Here is a 19,428-nt window from a genome sequence, read left to right as displayed (position 1 = left end):
ATGAGCAATATTAATTTAATCGATTCATTTCAGGAGTTTAAGGACTTCAAGAATATCGACCGTCCGACGGTAATCAGTGTGCTGGAAGAGGTTTTTCGTAGTATGTTACGGAAGAAGTATGGCACGGATGAGAACTGTGACGTGATCGTGAACCCTGACAATGGAGATTTAGAGATCTGGCGCACCAGGAAAGTGATGGAAGATGGATTTTCTGAGGATGATGACCTTGAAATAGAATTGTCTGAAGTAAAACAATTGGATGCGGATATGGAAGTTGGTGACGACTACATTGAGCAGATCACACTGGAGAGTTTTGGTAGAAGAGCTATTCTTGCTGCCCGTCAGACTTTGGTATCCAAAGTATTGGAGCTGGAGAAAGATGAGATCTTCAAGAAATATAAAGACCGTGTTGGTGAAATTGTAACTGGTGAAGTTTACCAGGTATGGAAGAAAGAAACGCTGATTCTGGATGATGAAGGTAATGAGTTGATCATGCCGAAGACAGAGCAGATTCCGGCCGACTACTTTAAAAAGGGTGATACCGTACGTGCGGTAATCTCTAAAGTGGATATGGTTAATGCAACGCCGAAGATCATCATCTCGAGGATTGCACCAGAGTTCTTACAGAGATTATTTGAGATTGAGGTTCCGGAGATTTTTGATGGTTTAATTACCATTAAGAAGATTGTTCGCGAACCAGGAGAGCGTGCTAAAGTAGCCGTTGAATCTTACGACGACCGTATTGACCCGGTGGGTGCATGCGTTGGTATGAAAGGTTCCCGTATCCACGGAATTGTACGTGAATTGAAAAATGAGAACATTGATGTAATCAATTTTACGAATAATGTGTCTTTATATATACAACGTGCTTTAAGTCCGGCTAAAATCACTTCGATTAAGCTAGATGACGAGACTAAACATGCTTCGGTATACCTGAAGCCTGATCAGGTTTCCCTGGCTATTGGTAGAGGCGGACATAACATTAAGCTTGCTGGTAAGTTAACCGGTTTTGAGATTGATGTTTACCGTGAAGCTGGTGAAGAGGATGAGGATGTGGATATTGAAGAATTCTCAGATGAAATTGACAGCTGGATCATCGATGAGCTAAAAGCTATTGGATGTGACACTGCGAAGAGTGTTTTAACACTTTCAGTTGACGAACTGGTTAAACGTACCGACCTTGAAGAAGAAACGATCAAAGAAGTGATCAGCATTTTAAGGTCAGAGTTTGAATAGGCGTTTGTTAATTATAGAACCTGTATTAAATACTCTTAACAGATTAAAAAATAAGGTTATATGTGCTTCCAAAATTTAAAAACTAATTGTGAGGACATGAAATAAACAAGAATAAACGTTACTTTTGTATAAGAATTAAGAAAAAATAGGATATCAATGTCAGACGACAAACCAATAATTTTATTTAAAGCAGTTAAGGAACTTAACGTCGGAATCGCTACGGCTGTAGAGTTTCTGGAAAAGAAAGGCTTCTCTGTGGAAAATAAACCCACTACTAAGCTCTCCCGTGAGATGTATGACTCTTTGTTGAAGGAGTTTCAGGGAGACAAAATTGTAAAAGAAGAAGCTAATCAAATTGTTATAGGTAAAATTCGTCGTGATGAGCCTGAAGTAACTGAGAAAGTTGCGGAGGCACCTAGAAAAAATGTAGAGTTTGAAAATGAGGGTATATTAGTTAAGAACCTTAACGTACATACACCACATACAGAAAAACCTAAGGACGAGGCGGCGGTTGCTCCTAAAGCAAAAGAAGAACCGGCAGCGGCAGCACCTGCTCCTGCGGAGGAAAAGCAAGAAGAAGGCACTTTGCCTGGCGTTAAGATTGTCGGTAAGATTGATCTGAACAACCTGAATGCGAAAACCCGACCTGCTAAGAAAGATGAGCCTGCAGCGGCACCGGTAGCGGAAACGCCTGCAGTGGCTGAAGCACCGAAAGTGGTTACACCGGAGCCTGCGAAAGTAGAAGCGGTTGTACCTCCGGTAGCGGAAAAAGCACCTGAAGCACCGAAAGAAGTTGTAGCGGAAGCACCAGCACCGGTTGAGAAACCTGTTGAAGCGCCGAAAGAAGTTGCAGCAGAAGCACCAGCGCCGGTTGAGAAACCTGTTGAAGCACCGAAGCCTGTAGCTGAAGCGCCGAAGGCAGACAAGCCAGAAGAGGTTGAGGTGATTAAAGCACGTTCTGTAAAGCTATCTGGTCCGAACATTATTGGTAAAATTGTTTTACCAACCACTCCAGAAAGAAAGTCTTCTCCTGTTGCTTCATCTAATGAAAGTGCAGAAGCGAAGCGTAAAAGGAAACGTAAGAAAACACCGGGTGTTAATCCGGTTCAAGGACAAGGCACTGCAACTGGTACAAACCAGGGCACAGCTGCGGGTACGCCAGCAAGACCTGCAGGTGCACCAACCTTTACGAACAGACCTGATTTCAGGAACAACACTAACAATACTGCCAACAGGCCAAACTTTAGAAACGCCAGACCTGGTGCGCCAGGCTCAGGAGGTCCTAAGGAAGAACCTACGGAGAAAGAAATACAAGATCAGATTAAAGCTACACTTGCTCGTTTGAGCGGTGCTGGTAAATCTGGAAAGTTTGCACAACGTGCCAAACTTCGTCGCCAGAAACGTGACGATGTTGCCATGACTGCTGAAGAGGCAGCAATGGAGCAGGAGCTGCAATCTAAAGTACTAAGGGTAACGGAATTTGTTACGGCGAATGAGCTGGCAACTATGATGGACGTACAGGTTACGAAGATCATTGGTACCTGTATGAGTTTGGGTATGTTCGTTTCCATCAACCAACGTTTGGATGCAGAAACACTGACGATCGTAGCGGACGAATTTGGATACGAAATCCAGTTTGTGAAGCCTGATGACGAAAGTGATTCGATTATCGAGCAGGAAGATGAACCGGAAGATTTGATTCCAAGAGCACCGGTTGTGACCATTATGGGTCACGTCGATCACGGTAAGACCTCATTGCTGGATTATATCCGTAAAGCAAACGTTGTTGCCGGTGAGGCGGGTGGTATTACCCAGCACATTGGTGCCTACATGGTAACTACACCAACTGGTAAACAGGTAACCTTCCTGGATACACCGGGTCACGAGGCCTTTACGGCGATGCGTGCACGTGGTGCGAAGGTAGCGGATATTGCCATTATCGTTGTTGCAGCGGATGATGCGGTGATGCCACAGACTAAAGAGGCCATCAACCACGCACAGGCTGCAGGTGTACCATTGGTATTTGCATTTACTAAAATTGATAAGCCGGGTGCGAACTCTGAAAGAATCAGAGAGCAGCTTTCGCAGATGAATATCCTGGTAGAGGATTGGGGTGGTAAATTCCAGTCGCAGGAGATTTCTGGTAAGAGTGGATTGAACGTAGATCTATTACTTGAAAAAGTATTACTTGAAGCGGAATTACTTGAACTGAAAGCAAATCCTAATAAACGCGCTACAGGTAGCGTAATTGAAGCAACCCTGGATAAAGGCCGTGGTATTGTAACAACGGTACTTGTACAGGCTGGTACTTTGAAAATTGGTGATCCAATTCTTGCAGGTAGCTACAGTGGACGTGTTAAAGCGTTATTCAATGAGCGTGGACAAAAGGTAAACGAGGCTGGTCCTTCTGTACCGGTTCAGGTATTGGGTATGCAGGGTGCGCCAACTGCGGGTGACAGGTTCAACGCATTGGAAACGGAACATGAAGCACGTGATATTGCAAACAAGCGTCTGCAGTTGATGCGTGAGCAAGGTTTACGTACCCAGAAACACATTACCCTTGATGAGATCGGAAGACGACTTGCAATTGGTAACTTTAAGGAGCTGAACCTGATTGTTAAAGGTGACGTGGATGGATCTATCGAGGCACTATCTGACTCGCTATTGAAACTGTCTACACAGGAAATCCAGATCAATATCATTGGTAAAGCGGTTGGTCAGATTTCAGAATCTGATGTACTTCTGGCTTCTGCTTCAGATGCGATCATCATCGGTTTCCAGGTACGTCCTTCGCCGGGGGCCAGAAAACTTGCGGAAGCGGAGCAAATCGACATCCGTCTTTACTCCATCATCTACGATGCGATCAACGAGATCAAAGCGGCAATGGAGGGTATGTTGGCACCGGAATTCGAAGAGAAAATCACGGCTAACGTTGAGATCAGAGATGTGTTCAAGATCACGAAAGTGGGTACCATCGCAGGATGTATGGTTCTTGATGGTAAGATCACAAGAAACAGCAAGATCCGGATTGTACGTGACGGTGTAGTTGTTTACACAGGTGAACTGGCTTCATTGAAACGTTATAAAGATGATGTGAAAGAGGTTAATGCGGGTTACGAATGCGGATTGAATATCCATAACTTCAATAACATTGAGGTTGGTGATATCGTTGAAGCATACGAACAAGTAGAAGTTAAGCGTAAGCTGTAATCTTTAAGTTCAAATATATTTAATCCCTGCCTGTTCATTCGGGCAGGGATTTTTTTTTTTTGGGCGTCGCGTTTTGGCATGATGTTGCGTTATCTGGGTATGATTTCGATCGTGATATCTTCTTCTAATCCAGGGTATTTAACTGCCGTTAAAGAGAATATTAGGGAGACTATAGGTGTTCCATATGAAGTTATTGCTGTACCTAATGGCGATGGCAAGCGGGGGATATGCGAGGTTTATAATGCTGCAGCTTCGCAGGCGAAGTATGACCTACTCTGCTTTATGCACGAAGATATTCAGTTTCACACGCAAAACTGGGGGCATAATGTGGTGGAAGTCCTCAGTAACCCTGAAATCGGGTTACTCGGCGTTGCAGGGTCAAAGTATAAATGTTTGATGCCCGGGGGATGGTCATGCCCGGGAATCAGCATCCCCTGGCATAAAGCCAATTTCATTCAACGCTTTAAGTTTGAGGACCTAAAAACACAGCATTTCGTGTACAACACGAGTGATGAGGAGGTATCCGAAGTGGCTACCCTTGATGGCGTGTGGCTGTGTACCCGAAAGTCGGTCTTTAAGACCATCAAATTCGACGAACAGCTGCTTCGCGGTTTTCATGGCTACGATCTCGATTATTCACTGCAGGTGGCGCGGCAATATAAGGTCTGCGTTACTTTCGGGGTGTTAATTGAGCATTTCTCAGAAGGCAATTACTCGGCCGATTGGTTAGACGCCATGTTGAAACTCCACAACAAACACAAAGATGCCCTACCAAGGATTGTTGGTGATATCCCCGCCAGGGAGGTCAGGTATGCGGAGAAATCTGCGGGTAAGGCCCTGTTCAAAAAGATGGCCGTGATGGGTTATGGCTTAAGCGATCGTATTGCAATCCTTTGGAAGTACGATGCCCGTCGGGCGCTTGGCTTAAAACAATTTCTATTGTTCAATCTGAAGCTGCTGGTGCGACGGTATTAGTTGGCAAGTGTTATCCCTCAGTCAGTTGGCTCGAATATTGTAAAGCACAGGCAGATTGCCTGGAGGTTCCTTTAGGCGCTTTATGGTCGAACATAGGCTGCTTTTAGAATTTGCTACAACAAAATTACATAGCTTTGTATAGGCCTGATATCCTTTAAGTGGATAAAAGTATTTCTCCGTAAACGCGCGTACTTGCGTGTAGCGTTTTAAATGATCAGTTCGTTTAAGCAGTATGCTAAGAAAATTTTGAACTGATGCTCAATAAGGCCTAAGCCCAATAAAACCTGGATAGATGAAAAAAAGCGTTTCGGTAGTTCTGCCCAATTACAATGGAAGAAAGTTGATGGAGATGTATTTACCCTCCGTGATGACTGCATTGCAGAATGCTGAGACCCGCTATGAAGTTATTATCATAGATGATTGCTCCAAAGATGATAGTGTGGCGTTTATTCGCGAGCATTATCCGGAGGTCCGGTTGCTGGTGAACAGTAAGAACCTTGGCTTCGCCGGCACTTGTAACCGGGGTATTGAAGCGGCAACGATGGAACTCAGCTTTATCCTGAACTCAGATGTCCAACTTACCCCTGATTACTTTAAGGAGCAGTGGAAGTACTTTGAGCAGGAGGATACCTTTGGTGTGATGGGCCGGATTATGAGTAAGGATGGCGATCGCATTGAGGATGCAGCAAGGATTCTTTTTTACCAGGGCTGCAGGATTAAAGCCAACCGCTTTTATTACAATGAACACGCGCATGAATGGGCGTACACGGCATATCTTTCTGGTGCAAATGCACTGGTGGATACGGCAAAGCTGAAAGAGCTGAATGGTTTCGATGAGATCTATTCTCCTTTTAGCTCTGAAGATTCAGACCTCAGCACCCGTGCCTGGCTGCTTGGATGGAAGTGTTATTACGAACATGCTTCGGTGTGTTTCCATCAGGTGAGTGGCAGTATAAAAAGCAACGTTCGCGCCCGGCTGTTAAGCACGGTTTACTACCGGAACAGGTTCATATTCCAGCAGATTCACTTGTCGGGTTTTCGTGCCTTCATCCTTCCAGTTCATATACTGGTGGTTGAAGTCCTTGCGAAAGCACTGATTGGGAAGTTCTGGATCTGGAATGCCTACCGCGAGTACCTGGGCATGGCTGAGCAGATCCGGGCATCCAAGCAAAAGCTGAACAGCCTAAAGGATAAACATGCTTCATCATTGAATATCGATGATATCATGGAGCTCATTAGAAATTCGATTAGTAGTCGTGATGTAGTAAGGTTATAAGATCTCCCGATGATGAAAGATGTGCTAGTTTCAATTGCAGTATGCACCTACAACGGTGAACAGTATTTAAGGCCCCAATTAGATAGCCTGGTGTTGCAGCATTACGATAATCTGGAGATTATTGTAGCGGATGACTGCTCTAGTGATGGCACGGTTGCGATCCTTGAAGAATACCAGGCGGCATATCCATTCTTCAGCTATTACCAGAATAGTACTAATCTGGGGTACAAGAAAAACTTCGAAGGTGTGATTTCAAAATGCAAGGGCGAGTTTATTGCACTTTCCGATCAGGATGACATTTGGGAGCTGGATAAGATTCGTACGCAGGTTGACCGGATTGGCGATGCGGCACTGATTTACCACGATTCTGCGTTTATTGATGCACAGGGTGCGGATATGCACCGGAACCTAGGCGATATCCTTACGTTATACCAGGGAAAATCACCTTTTCCATTCCTGTTGTTCAATTGCGTCTCGGGGCATTCGATCTTATTTAGGAGGTCTTTGCTGCCGGAGATCATGCCTTTTGACAATAACATTTACCACGACCGTTGGATAGCGTTTGTTGCTTCTTTAAATGGCGGCATAAAGCTGATCCCTAAAGCACTGGTGAAGTATCGGCAGCATGAGCATTCGGAAACGGATATACTTCGGCTGAAAGCCGCTAAAAAGTCGAAAGGACAGGGGATGTACATCGCGCCCAGCACGATTGCTTTGATCCGGAACTACAGTCGCAAGAATTCCGTTTACACCGACTTCTTCTCGTGTTTTGCAGATTGCTTCAGTTCGGATTACCGCCTTGTTAAACGGCAGAAGTTGTTTAATGTACTGGTGGGTAAAATTGACGAGATCTTTTTCTCGAGTCATAAATCCTACATCAGCAAGCTAAACCTGACCCGTAAGATCTGTTTCAGGAAGAATTACCAGCCTTAAGCTTTTTTACTACTCATCGAAGGTTTGCATGTTGATGAGGCGCTTGTATAGGCCGTTCCTGCTCATCAGATCCAGGTGATTACCCTGTTCGATAATCTCTCCTCTTTCAATAACCACGATGGTGTCTGCGTGTTGAATGGTACTTAGACGGTGCGCAATAACGATTGATGTTCTGTTTTTCATTAGGTTGTTCAGCGCTTCCTGTACCAGTTTTTCAGATTCGGTATCCAGCGCTGATGTAGCTTCGTCCAGCAGCATTATTGGTGGGTTTGCAAGTACAGCCCTTGCGATACAAATCCTTTGGCGTTGCCCGCCGGAAAGCCTGTTTCCACGATCACCTACGAAGGTCTGATAGCCGCTTTCTGTATTCAGGATAAATTCATGTGCATTGGCAATCCGGGCTGCATTTTCCACTTCTTCAACACTAGCATCCGGTTTACCGAAAGCGATGTTGTTAAAGATGGAATCATTAAATAGGAAAGAATCCTGGTTCACGGTACCCATCTGACGTCTCAGGGTTTCTACTTTGCCATCACGCAGGTCAACACCATCCAGCTTGATGCTGCCATTTGTCGGATCGATAAAGCGCGGGATCAGGTCCATAAGCGTGCTTTTACCACCACCTGAGGGGCCTACCAGCGCGAGTGTCTTTCCTTTTTCGATAGAGAGGTTGATGTTTTTCAACACCTGCTTTTCGCCGTAAAAGAAGTTTACATCCTGAAAGCGCAGTGCATTGGTAAAGGTCGGAAAGTCCACTGCATCTGGTTTATCTTCCAGAGCAGGTTTGGTATCGATCAGATCAAGCACGCGCTCACCTGCAGCGATACCGGTGTGAATGGCGCTGAAGGAATCACTTAGTGCTTTGATCGGCTGCATCACCTGAGAGAAGATGGCGATGTATAAGATGAATTCTGAAGGTGAAAACTCGTTGCTGCCGCTGATGACCAAGTTACCACCGTACAGCACGATGATTACCACGATGAGAATACCGAGAGACTGCGAAACGGGTGATGCAAGTTGCTGACGCCTTACCATCTTCCGGTTAATGTTGGAATAGTGCTCGTTTTCTGCCTGGAACTTCTGCTTGGTGCGTTCTGTGGCGTTGAAGGCCTTGACGATCTTTATGCCGCTTAGCGACTCGTCCAGAAAGCTGATCATTTTTGCGAAGGACTCATGTGCTGCTGTTGCCTGCTGCTTCAATCGCTTCACAATCTTGCTGATGATAAAACCAGAAATTGGGATGACCAATAAAGCGAACAGGGTAAGTTTTACGGAGATGCTCAGTAGTACACCGACATAGAATATAAGTTGCAATGGCTCTTTGAAAACCACCTGAAGCGTATTGGTTACGGTAAACTGCACCACCTGAACGTCTGATGCCACCTTAGAAATGATATCGCCTTTGCGCTCGTTGTTGAAATAGCCGATATGCAGGTCCATCACGTTGTTGTAAACGGTTTTCCGCAGGTTTAAAAGCGTGTGCACCCTTAGGTCTTCCATGAAGCGTTGCGAAAGGTACCGGAACAGGTTAGACAGGAGTACGGAGCCAAGAATGACGATACAAACGATGGTTAAGGTTTCTGACTTCCCGTTTGCACGGATGGAGTAGTCGATATAATCGTTGAAGCGGCCCAGGAAGTCGAAGCTTGAAGCAGCTTTATCAACCATGCCGGACTTTTGTTCGATCTGGTCGGTTTGCGTGAAGAGGGTGTCAAGCAGGGGAACTAGCAGCGTGAAGTTGAACGTGTTAAACAACACGGACAATAGCGTAGCTATGATATATGGTATTGCAAATTTCTCAATTGGCTTTGCAAAGGAAAGTAAGCGAAAATAAACCTTCATTAAGTATGATAATTTACAAATGTACGTGTTTTTTATTTTGACGATGTGTTTATTGCGCGTTACTGCCTGCTTACATCCTGAATATTACATTAGCGGTCTACGATGACATAGTTGCGGTATTCGCCAATTCTCCAGCCAGTTAGATCTTCTATTTTCTGCAGAAGCTTGCGCCGGAAGTTCATCTTCTGCGGCTGCGCCTTGCTGATGTCTATGTTCCATCCGGTCAGGTCCACCCTTTTTTGCATTACGCTGGGATGCGTGCCTGTAAACTTCACCAGACGATCTGCATTGCTGTAGTCGAATTCAAAGGTTTCGGGCATGTGTTTGTCCATCCAGTCTTCATCGTGGTAATACTTGTTGAAGTTGCGCACCTTGTTGCTGAGGCCTGAAGGTGGTTGTGCCCAGCCGTAGTGATATATATAGGCGTCGATCAGTTTTACCTTAATCTTTCTGCCATTTAGTCTGAAGCCCTGTGCATCCCGGTAGGATTGTATGCCTTTGATGTTTTTAACGAGGCGGATTTCCCTGCGGTACCAGCGACGTGAGCTGCCGCAGTAGTCATACGAACCATAAAAGTGGAGGTATTTAAACAGCAGGCCTTCAATTTTGGGCTGCTGCAGTGCCTGTTCCATTTCTGCTTTTATCAGGGCGTGGTACTTTTCATGTACCACTTCATCGCCTTGAATGTAGAATGCCCAGTCTGAATCCGGATCAATTGCCTTGAAGGCTTTGTCGGTTTCTGCCGCAAATACTTTTCCGCCTGCTTTCAGGGAATCGTCCCAGATGGAGTCTATGATTTTGATTTTGGGCGAATTGATATCCTCAATCAGCTTCCGGGTGTCGTCATTGGAATTCCCGACAACCACAATGAACTCATCGCACAGATCTAAGATGGAGGTAATGGCCTGAACAATGGGGTAATCGTTCTGGACAGCATTTCTGATAAAGGTAAATCCTGAAACTTTCATAAACGCAATTGGGTGGCAAGGTACAAATTATGGCTGTTTCTACTGTTCTTTGAGTACTGACGTGGTTAGTTGTTTGGTTTTCCAGTGTTCTGAACGGTTGGCATAGATGAGTTTGCCAAGCATGTATTTGAACTTCAGGTGGCCGTTATAGTCGTAACCGAGCACGCGGTGCGGGATGTCGGGGTTTTCCTGCAGACAAGCATTGATGGCATTGCTGTACACCTGGGGGCCGGTCATTTGATGTACATCGTGCGGGTAACGGTTGTTTCTGATGTTGTCTAACACCATCTCCATGCAGCGCTGCAGGAACGGATGATTGGCTTCGAACACCAGCGCCCACTGTACATACAGTCCTGGATTGCGTTCTTTGGAAATGATGGCCACATCTTCAGGCTTGATGAAATTCGCAAGGCGGCCATTGATGGAGCTATCGAGGTCTATATAAACCCCACCTTTTTTAAGCAGCACCGCATAACGGAAAAAATCTGCCTTGGCAGCCCCGATGTTTAAACGCAGGTATTGTGTCAGCACGTCTTCTTCAAAGTTCGCTTTTAGAAAGCTAATTATGCTTTCATCATCATAAAACGCATAGATGTAATCCGGATTGCGTTTCCGGAATCTGGAAATGTGCCAGCGGGTGATTAAAGGTAGTTTGGCTGTTTTGAAGGTTTGATGAATGATCTTCGGTATGGACATGTGCCTGCTGCGGTTAAAAACGCAAAGTTATCATCTAAACGATGGTTTTGTTTGCCTGTGCATGAATATGGGGATATTTATATTTCTTTGTAAACAAAGCTGAACGGATGGACAAAATAGAAACACTTCTTCAAGGCATAAAGCAGGGCGATTTCATCAGCATTGCGCGGGCATTAACGATCGTGGAGAACAGTCTGGCAGATTCAGAGGCCTTGCTGCGCGCGGTGGAAGTGCAGCGGAACACACCCATCATCGGGATAACCGGTCCTCCGGGTGCCGGGAAGAGTACGCTGGTCAATGCGATAACCGCGAATTACGCGGATGCCGGAAAGCGGGTGGCCATACTGGCTGTGGATCCGACTTCGCCGTTTAACTTCGGTTCCCTGCTTGGCGACCGCATCCGGATGGCGCAGCAGTTCAATAAACCCAATGTATATATACGTTCTGTTGCAACAAGGGGCGCATTGGGCGGTATTTCCACAAAAACAATGGAGATGGTTGACGTATTGTCAGCCTCCAACTTCGATATCATCATCATAGAAACCGTGGGCGTGGGCCAGTCGGAGCTGGAAATTGCCGGTCTGGCTGAACGGACAGTGGTTGTGCTGGTTCCGGAATCTGGTGATGAAATCCAGAACATCAAATCGGGACTGATGGAAATTGCGCAGGCTTTTGTCGTGAATAAATCCGACCGTGAGGGTGCAGATCTTTTTGCGAACAACCTGAAGAAAATGCTCCGGCATTCGGAACCTGAAGTTCCGGTGTTCAGGACTGTTGCAGATAAGAATGAAGGCATTGAGCCCCTATGTGCATGGTTATCAGCGGCGCTACAGCAAGACAATTTCCGAAAACCCTACCTCCTGGCTGAGAAAGCATTCAAGTTACTACAGTTCTACCGAACGCAGGATGTTGACAAACAGCGTTTGCTGGCCGATATAAAGGTGGCATTGGAAGAAAAGAATTTCAATATATACAGGTTTATTGATGCATGGAGATAATGTTAGTAACTCTGTCTTAAATAATGGACTTACTGTATAATACCGTGAACCAGTTTTCCCATTGGGCTAAAATCACGCGCTGGCGTGTCAAAAACAAGCATTTTTCATGACAGTAATTCGGCAATAAGGCTGTTCTTTATCCACATAGGCCATAGAATGACATGTAGGTGTCGTTAATAATGCGGTATGGCCAACTTTGGAACAGAGTTTGTATAATGCTTTGAGAAATTAAATATTTGTTTAGTTTTGCCGTACTAAAAAGAATTACTATTTAAATTTGTTAACCTTAAAAAAAGAAAATTATGAATTATTCTACTTTAAAAAAGGGTCTTGCATTATCCTTTGCAGCCTTAGTAGGAGCAACGTCTCTTGCTAGTGCTCAGGATTCTACAATGACTTCGTCTTCAGCCAAGGTATTTGGCGGAAGAGGCCAGTACAGAACTTGGTCATTCGGTGTTAATGCAGGTGTATTATCTCCATTTGTAGTTATCGGTGGATCAAACGATTTCACTAACCAAGATCTTAACTTAGGTTATGGTATCTCGTTGAAGAAACAACTAGGTCATGCTTTCGCATTACAAGGTAACATCTTCCGTGGAAAAATCTCTGGAACGAACAAAGATGCGGTTAACGGATCTCAATTCGGTCTTAGATCTTTCGAAACTGAAGTTGGTTATGCTGCTGACTTAAGCGGTGTTGTTAACGTTGCAACTGTAGACTTTTTACGTCGTGAAAACGCTGTTAACTTCTACGTATCTGCAGGTTACGGTTTAATCGCTTATGCGCCTAAAACAGTTTCAACTAGCGGTGCTGAATTTGATTGGAAAGACAGAGCTGGTGATGACAGAGACAAAAAATATGTAAAAGAAGCTTATATCCCAGTTGGTGCTGGTGTTAAGTTTAAAGTATCTGACCGTGTTGCCTTCAACTTAGGTTACACCATGTCATTCGTTGACGCAGATAACTTAGACGGAATCTACGCTAAAGCAACTACTAAAGATAAATTCTCTTACGGATATGCTGGTCTTGAGTTCTCATTAGGTTCTAAATCTAAACCAGATCTTCAGTGGGTTAATCCTTTAGCTTTAATGTATGATGAATTGAAAGATCCATCTTTACGTCAAGAAGTTGAAGCACTTAAAAACCGTGTATCTAACGTAGAGCGTTCTATCGAAGACTTGAAAAAAGATACTGATGGTGACGGTGTAGCTGATCAATTCGACAAATGCCCAGGAACTCCTGCAGGTACCGCTGTTGACGGATCAGGTTGTCCACTACCTAAAATGCAAGCTGACAGCGTAGCTGGAACTGCAACTGGTTACGAGCCAATCCAATTCGAATTTAACTCTTCAGTTTTAAAAACTGAATCTTACCCTATCTTAGATGCATTATCTTCTAGAGTACGTGAAAACAACGGTAAAATAACCCTTAAAGGTTATGCTTCAAGCGAAGGTACCGCTGCATATAACATGAAGTTATCTAAGGACCGTGCTAACTCAGTAAAAACTTACTTAGTTAACTCTGGTGTTAACGCTAGCCAAGTTACAGCTAGAGGTTATGGTGAAGCTAACCCAATTGCTTCAAACGATACTGAAGAAGGTCGTATCCAAAACCGTCGTGTTGAATCATCTTCTAACTAGTTAGAAAACAACATACAGAAAACGGGGTTCCAAATTGGAGCCCCGTTTTTTTATGCGCTATTTTTGCCAAATGCCCTTTATGGCTTCTCTGGTTTATTTTATACATTTGTTTTATGTACTTCTTCAGAAAGAAAGATCCAAACAGACCTGAGAATACCAACCTCAAAATCATGCATTTCATAAATGCACTGGCCATCATTGTCTTTCTGGCAGGCGTAATCTGGAAACTTATTGACCTAATCATATTAAAATAATGAAGAAAATCATTACCACAGACCAGGCCCCTGCGCCCATCGGACCATACAGCCAGGCGGTAGCAGTAAACGGTTTTTTATTTCTATCCGGACAAGTACCCATCAACCCGACCACTGGCGAACTGGAGCAAAGTTCTATTAAAGAAGAAACCCGCCAGGTGATGCGTAATATCAATGCGGTACTATTAGAAGCGGGTTACGACTTCTCCCATATTGTGAAGATCACCATCTTTTTAACCGACATGAGCCTGTTTGATGAGGTGAACGAAGTGTACGGGTCATTCTTTAAAAACAACTTCCCTGCAAGGGAAACTGTAGCGGTAAAAGGCCTTCCAAAAGGGGTTAACGTAGAAATCTCTGCAACTGCATATAAAGCATAATCTAATATATTGTATACTGCTACCATAGATGCCCCAATAGAATACCTTAAAGGTGTTGGGCCCATGCGTGCAGATTTACTGAAAAAAGAGCTGGGCATATACACGTATGCCCAGCTTTTGCATTATTACCCCTTCCGGTACATCGATCGCACCCGGTTCTACAAAATAGCAGAGCTGCAACCTGAGCTGCCACTCGTGCAGATCGTAGGGCGGATTACCGGGAAGGAGCTAATCGGCGAGAAGCACAAGAAGCGCATTGTAGCCAAATTTACAGACGACAGTGGCACCATCGAACTGGTGTGGTTTCAAAGTCTGAAGTGGGTGGATGAACATGTGGAACGTGGTAAAGTGTACATCGCCTTTGGCAAGCCGAATGTCTTCAACGGACAGTTCAGCATATCCCATCCGGAGCTGGAAACCTATCCGAGGCCGCAAACGCTGGCTGGCAACCTTACCCTTCAGCCGATTTACAATTCTACGGAGAAGCTCAAGAAGCGCTTCCTGGATAGTAAGGGCATTCAGCAGTTACAACGGATCGTCCTGGAGCAGCATCTGCGGGAGATCCCGGAGAATATGCCTGCCTATATCCTGGAGAAGTACCGCCTGATGAGCAAGCGCGATGCAATGCTGAACATCCACTTCCCCGGATCTGCCAGTGCGCTGCAGCTCGCGCAGCGGCGCCTGAAGTTTGAAGAACTGTTCTTCCTGCAACTCCAGTTGCTCAACAGCAAAAAACTGCGTAGCCTGAAATTCAAAGGCGCGCTATTCAACACCGTAGGACACAATGTCAATACCTTCTACAAGGAAATCCTGCCCTTCGAACTCACCAACGCGCAGAAGCGCGTCATCAAGGAAGTGCGTCTGGACACCCAGCGTGGTGTACAGATGAACCGCCTTGTGCAGGGTGATGTTGGTAGCGGCAAGACCGTCGTTGCGTTAATGAGCATGCTGCTTGCTAACGATAACGGCTACCAGGCATGCATGATGGCACCGACGGAAATCCTCGCCAGGCAGCACTACGAGTCCCTCACGGGTCTGCTTGGCGACAAGCTCGTGAAAGTCGCCATCCTCACCGGCAGCACGCCCAAGAAGCAGCGCAGCAAGCTCCACGAAGCACTGGAAAGTGGTGAAATTCAAATCCTGGTCGGCACCCATGCCCTAATCGAAGACAAAGTGCAATTTCAGAACCTGGGACTTGTGGTTATCGACGAGCAGCACCGCTTCGGGGTGGAGCAGCGCGCCAAGTTATGGCGCAAAAACCAGATCCCCCCGCACATCCTCGTCATGACTGCCACGCCCATCCCCAGAACCCTCGCCATGACGCTCTACGGCGACCTCGACGTGTCCGTGATAGACGAACTCCCGAAAGGCCGTAAACCCATCGTCACGCGGCACCTGTACGAAGGACAGCGCTTGCGCATGTTCGGCTTCATGCGGGAAGAAATCCAGAAAGGACGGCAGGTATATGTCGTTTATCCCTTGATCAAGGAAAGTGAGAAGTTAGATCTGCTGCACCTGGAAGCCGGTATAGAGCAGCTGCGGTATCAGTTCCCACTGCCCAATTACCAGATCAGCATTGTGCATGGCCAGATGAAAAACGCAGACAAGAACTTTGAAATGCAGAAGTTCGTGGAAGGTAAGAGTCAGATTATGGTAGCCACAACCGTAATCGAAGTTGGTGTAAACGTACCAAATGCCTCCATCATGATCATCGAAAATGCAGAGCGCTTCGGACTGTCGCAGCTCCACCAGTTAAGAGGGCGGGTAGGCCGCGGTGCGGAACAATCCTTCTGCATCCTGATGTCGGGCAATAAGCTTAGCAAAGAAGGTAAAGTGCGGTTAGAAACGATGGTGAAGACCAACAACGGCTTCGAGATCTCAGAAATTGACCTGCAGCTACGCGGGCCTGGCGATATCCAGGGTACCCAACAAAGCGGGGTGCTAGACCTAAAACTTGCCGATCTTGCCCAGGATCAGGTCATCCTGGCAGAAGCCAGAAGCACCATCATCGAGCTGTTCGATGAAGATCCAATGCTCGACCATCCAAAAAACAGCCTGCTGAAATCATACCTTAACAAAAAGAATCAGGGAATAACCTTCGATAAAATCTCTTAAGGGCAAAGATTAATCTGCCAAATCATATATCAACGAAAAAACCAAGGGATAACCTTCGATAAAATCTCTTAAAGCAAAAGATTAATCTGCTCAAATCATACCTCAACAAAAAGAATCAAGGAATAACCTTCGATAAAATCTCTTAATCTTCATCGCTGCCCGGCAGAGAACCGTTGCCCGCATAAGCACCCTTACGGATAATCGGCATCTTAAGGTACTTGTATAAATCATCAAGCTGCAGCAAACTACCATTGGTCAGGTTACCCAAAAACACAACCACAATCTTCTTGTCCAGATCACGTACATAAATGTGTCTGAAACCATGCCACCAACCCGTGTGGTAAACCACTCTGCGGTTCCTATCGCCTTCAAATACCCGCCAGCCGTAGCCGTAGTTAAAGTGCCCGTTCACCGGTTTACTGCGACCTTTATAGGCAGAATCCAGGCTTTCCTTTTTCAATAGCCTGCCATTACGTAGCGCATTGTCATATAAAACCAGATCATGTATCGTGCTATAGATCCCCTTATCGCCCACAGGACCGTCAAGGAAGTTCTGCACCACAGAATACCGCCAGGTGCGGTCGTGCCCAACAACATCAACCGGTGGCTTTTTGTAAACCGTCGTCGAGTACACATGCGTGTTCTTCATGCCCGCAGGCTTGAAAACGTTGGTCATCATATAATCTGCATAGGGCTTGCCGGTCACCTTCTCAATGATCGAAGCCAGCACCATGTAATTGGAGTTATTGTAGTGAAAACGCGTGTCCGGCGCGGCATATCTGGCAGGCTTATGCTCCGCAATCAGTCGCATGACATCCATATTGCTCATCGGTTTCATCTTTTCCTTCCAGATGTTATCCGTGAAATACACATAGTTCATCATCCCGCTGCGGTGCGTCAGAAGCAGACGTACGGTAACCCCTTCATAAGGAAACTCCGGGAAGAACTTCTTTACGTTATCCTCCAGGGTCAGCTTACCGTTCTCTATCAACTGCATGATCGCCACACCGGTGAAGGTTTTCGTAACGGATGCAAGCTCAAATTCCGAGTTGATGTTTAAGCTGTCGCGATGCAGGTAGTCTGCCCAGCCGATTGCTTTCTGAAAGATAATTTTCCCTTCTTTCGCAACCAGCACATTCCCGTTAAAGCCTGCCCTTTTATGCAGTCGCTGTACAAAATCCGCAATAAACTTGTCTTCTTTGGCAGGATTGTACACCAACAGCAGACTATCTTTCTTTTCGTCACTTAGTGTACGAACTTTTGGATCCTTATCAGCACTATTGGTATTGGAGCAGGCAGCAAACATCAGGGTAATCATGGAGATTACCACTAGGGAATAACGATAGATCATGGATAGGTAGAACTCGGTTTATAAAAAGTCGGAAATTTAGAAATTTATATGGTTCTAAACGCAAAAGAGTTTTAAACATTATCAGATACTTTACAATCTTCTTAAAGAGATAAAGACTATTTTTGTTGAAAATTGAAAATTATATGAATTTTAGAACAGAACACGATACCATGGGTGAAGTGCAGGTACCTGCAGATAAGTACTGGGGTGCACAAACTGAACGTTCAAGAAATAATTTTAAAATAGGTCCGGAGGCTTCCATGCCGAAGGAAATCATCCATGCATTTGGATATTTAAAGAAAGCCGCAGCACTAGCAAACGCAGAACTTGGTGTACTTGCGCAGGAAAAAGCAGACATGATCGCACAGGTGTGTGATGAAGTTGTTGCCGGACAATTAGATGATCAGTTTCCATTGGTAATCTGGCAAACCGGATCGGGCACGCAGAGCAATATGAATGCTAACGAAGTGATCGCTTACCGCGCACACGTCATCAACGGCGGTTCATTGGAAGATGCACAGAAAGTGTTGCACCCGAACGATGATGTAAACAAATCACAATCATCAAACGATACCTATCCAACTGCAATGCACATTGCAGCTTTCAAACAAGCACACGCAATTACCATCCCTGGCATCACCCTTTTGAGAGATGCACTCGCTCAAAAAGCGCAGGAGTTTAATGAAATTGTAAAAACAGGCCGTACACACTTCATGGATGCTACTCCGCTGACCTTAGGTCAGGAGTTCTCCGGCTATGTACAGCAGCTTAATAACGGCTTAAGAGCCATCAACAATGCGCTGGAAATGCTTGCTGAACTCGCATTAGGCGGAACAGCAGTAGGTACAGGCTTAAACACGCCAAAAGGTTACGACGTGCTGGTAGCACAGAAAATCGCGGAGCTTACCGGATTACCATTCGTTACGGCACCAAACAAATTTGAAGCTTTGGCAGCACACGATGCAATGGTTGAACTTTCAGGCGCTTACCGTCGTGTAGCGGTTTCCCTGATGAAAATCGCGAACGACATCAGAATGCTAAGCTCAGGCCCGCGCTCTGGTATCGGCGAAATCATCATCCCGGACAACGAGCCAGGCTCGTCAATCATGCCAGGAAAAGTAAATCCTACCCAACCAGAAGCCTTAACTATGGTTTGTGCGCAAGTAATGGGTAATGATGTAACAGTAGGCATCGGCGGTAGCAACGGTCACTTTGAGCTAAACGTGTTCAAGCCGGTCATCGCAGCCAACGTATTACAATCGGGTAGATTATTGGGCGATGCCTGCGTTTCTTTCACCGAGAAATGTGCAGTGGGTATCCTTCCGAACCTGCCTGAGATCAAGAAACACCTTGAAAATTCTCTAATGCTTGTAACGGCATTGAACCCGCATATCGGCTATGAAAATGCAGCGAAGATCGCGAAGAAAGCACACAAGGAAAACAAAACCTTAAGGGGCGCAGCCGTAGAACTTGATTTGCTAACCAGTGAACAGTTCGACGAGTGGGTAAAACCTGAAGACATGGTTGGAAGCCTTAAATAATAAAATAGAACAA

General features: G+C 45.5%; 15 protein-coding genes. 11 read left to right on the top strand and 4 right to left on the bottom strand.

The window, feature by feature from the left end:
• The 5 genes from nusA (at position 1) to IEW69_RS02760 (ending at position 7,630) form a co-directional block, all read left to right on the top strand.
• Positions 1–1,236 carry a transcription termination factor NusA gene (gene nusA / locus IEW69_RS02780; RefSeq protein WP_188625308.1) on the top strand — a complete coding sequence of 412 codons (1,236 nt, stop codon included), beginning with the start codon at positions 1–3 and terminating at the stop codon, positions 1,234–1,236.
• A gap of 156 nt (positions 1,237–1,392) precedes the next feature.
• The gene (gene infB, locus IEW69_RS02775; protein ID WP_188625307.1) at positions 1,393–4,446 is read left to right on the top strand and encodes a translation initiation factor IF-2; all 3,054 of its coding nucleotides are present in this window, start codon (positions 1,393–1,395) and stop codon (positions 4,444–4,446) included.
• 78 nt (positions 4,447–4,524) lie between these two features.
• Positions 4,525–5,421, top strand: a complete 897-nt coding sequence (locus IEW69_RS02770) for a glycosyltransferase (protein ID WP_188625306.1) — start codon at positions 4,525–4,527, stop codon at positions 5,419–5,421.
• Between the two features lie 292 nt (positions 5,422–5,713).
• Entirely contained in the window at positions 5,714–6,697 is a 984-nt protein-coding gene (locus tag IEW69_RS02765) for a glycosyltransferase family 2 protein (RefSeq protein ID WP_188625305.1), read from the top strand.
• Between the two features lie 9 nt (positions 6,698–6,706).
• Positions 6,707–7,630 (top strand): glycosyltransferase family 2 protein, encoded by a 924-nt coding sequence (locus IEW69_RS02760; RefSeq protein WP_188625304.1) that lies wholly within the window; start codon positions 6,707–6,709, stop codon positions 7,628–7,630.
• Between the two features lie 9 nt (positions 7,631–7,639).
• On the opposite strand, the gene IEW69_RS02755 is transcribed toward IEW69_RS02760, so the two are convergent.
• From IEW69_RS02755 to IEW69_RS02745, 3 genes are all read right to left on the bottom strand, one after another.
• Positions 7,640–9,472 (bottom strand): ABC transporter ATP-binding protein, encoded by a 1,833-nt coding sequence (locus IEW69_RS02755; protein ID WP_188625303.1) that lies wholly within the window; start codon positions 9,470–9,472, stop codon positions 7,640–7,642.
• A gap of 89 nt (positions 9,473–9,561) precedes the next feature.
• Positions 9,562–10,440: a glycosyltransferase family protein gene (locus IEW69_RS02750; protein WP_188625302.1), complete on the bottom strand. Its 879-nt coding sequence runs from the start codon at positions 10,438–10,440 to the stop codon at positions 9,562–9,564.
• A gap of 39 nt (positions 10,441–10,479) precedes the next feature.
• The gene (locus tag IEW69_RS02745) at positions 10,480–11,136 is read right to left on the bottom strand and encodes a glycosyltransferase family 32 protein (RefSeq protein WP_188625301.1); all 657 of its coding nucleotides are present in this window, start codon (positions 11,134–11,136) and stop codon (positions 10,480–10,482) included.
• A gap of 107 nt (positions 11,137–11,243) precedes the next feature.
• Here IEW69_RS02745 and meaB point away from each other — a divergent pair, with 107 nt between their 5' ends.
• The 5 genes from meaB (at position 11,244) to recG (ending at position 16,523) form a co-directional block, all read left to right on the top strand.
• Entirely contained in the window at positions 11,244–12,134 is an 891-nt protein-coding gene (meaB, locus tag IEW69_RS02740) for a methylmalonyl Co-A mutase-associated GTPase MeaB (RefSeq protein ID WP_188625300.1), read from the top strand.
• Positions 12,135–12,436: 302 nt separating this feature from the next.
• Complete coding sequence (locus IEW69_RS02735; protein WP_188625299.1) at positions 12,437–13,774, top strand: OmpA family protein; 1,338 nt, start codon at positions 12,437–12,439, stop codon at positions 13,772–13,774.
• 113 nt (positions 13,775–13,887) lie between these two features.
• On the top strand, positions 13,888–14,028 hold the full coding sequence (locus IEW69_RS02730; protein WP_188625298.1) for a DUF6728 family protein: 141 nt from the start codon (positions 13,888–13,890) through the stop codon (positions 14,026–14,028).
• A complete protein-coding gene (locus tag IEW69_RS02725; RefSeq protein WP_188625297.1) occupies positions 14,028–14,408 on the top strand; it encodes a RidA family protein in 381 nt (126 codons plus the stop codon). Before IEW69_RS02730 ends, IEW69_RS02725 begins: the two co-directional genes overlap by 1 nt.
• Before the next feature lie 9 nt (positions 14,409–14,417).
• Entirely contained in the window at positions 14,418–16,523 is a 2,106-nt protein-coding gene (gene recG / locus IEW69_RS02720; RefSeq protein ID WP_188625296.1) for an ATP-dependent DNA helicase RecG, read from the top strand.
• A 142-nt stretch (positions 16,524–16,665) separates the two neighbouring features.
• Here recG and IEW69_RS02715 read toward each other — a convergent pair whose 3' ends face one another.
• Complete coding sequence (locus IEW69_RS02715; RefSeq protein ID WP_188625295.1) at positions 16,666–17,874, bottom strand: serine hydrolase domain-containing protein; 1,209 nt, start codon at positions 17,872–17,874, stop codon at positions 16,666–16,668.
• Positions 17,875–18,017: 143 nt separating this feature from the next.
• On the opposite strand from IEW69_RS02715, the gene fumC reads away from it, so the two are divergent.
• Positions 18,018–19,415 (top strand): class II fumarate hydratase, encoded by a 1,398-nt coding sequence (fumC, locus tag IEW69_RS02710; RefSeq protein ID WP_188625294.1) that lies wholly within the window; start codon positions 18,018–18,020, stop codon positions 19,413–19,415.
• Positions 19,416–19,428: the final 13 nt, after the last annotated feature.

Origin of the sequence: Pedobacter quisquiliarum (assembly GCF_014642175.1) — a bacterium.
Classification (GTDB): domain Bacteria; phylum Bacteroidota; class Bacteroidia; order Sphingobacteriales; family Sphingobacteriaceae; genus Pedobacter; species Pedobacter quisquiliarum.
Note: the sequence above shows the minus strand (reverse complement) of the source record. Positions and strands in the feature narration are given on the sequence as shown.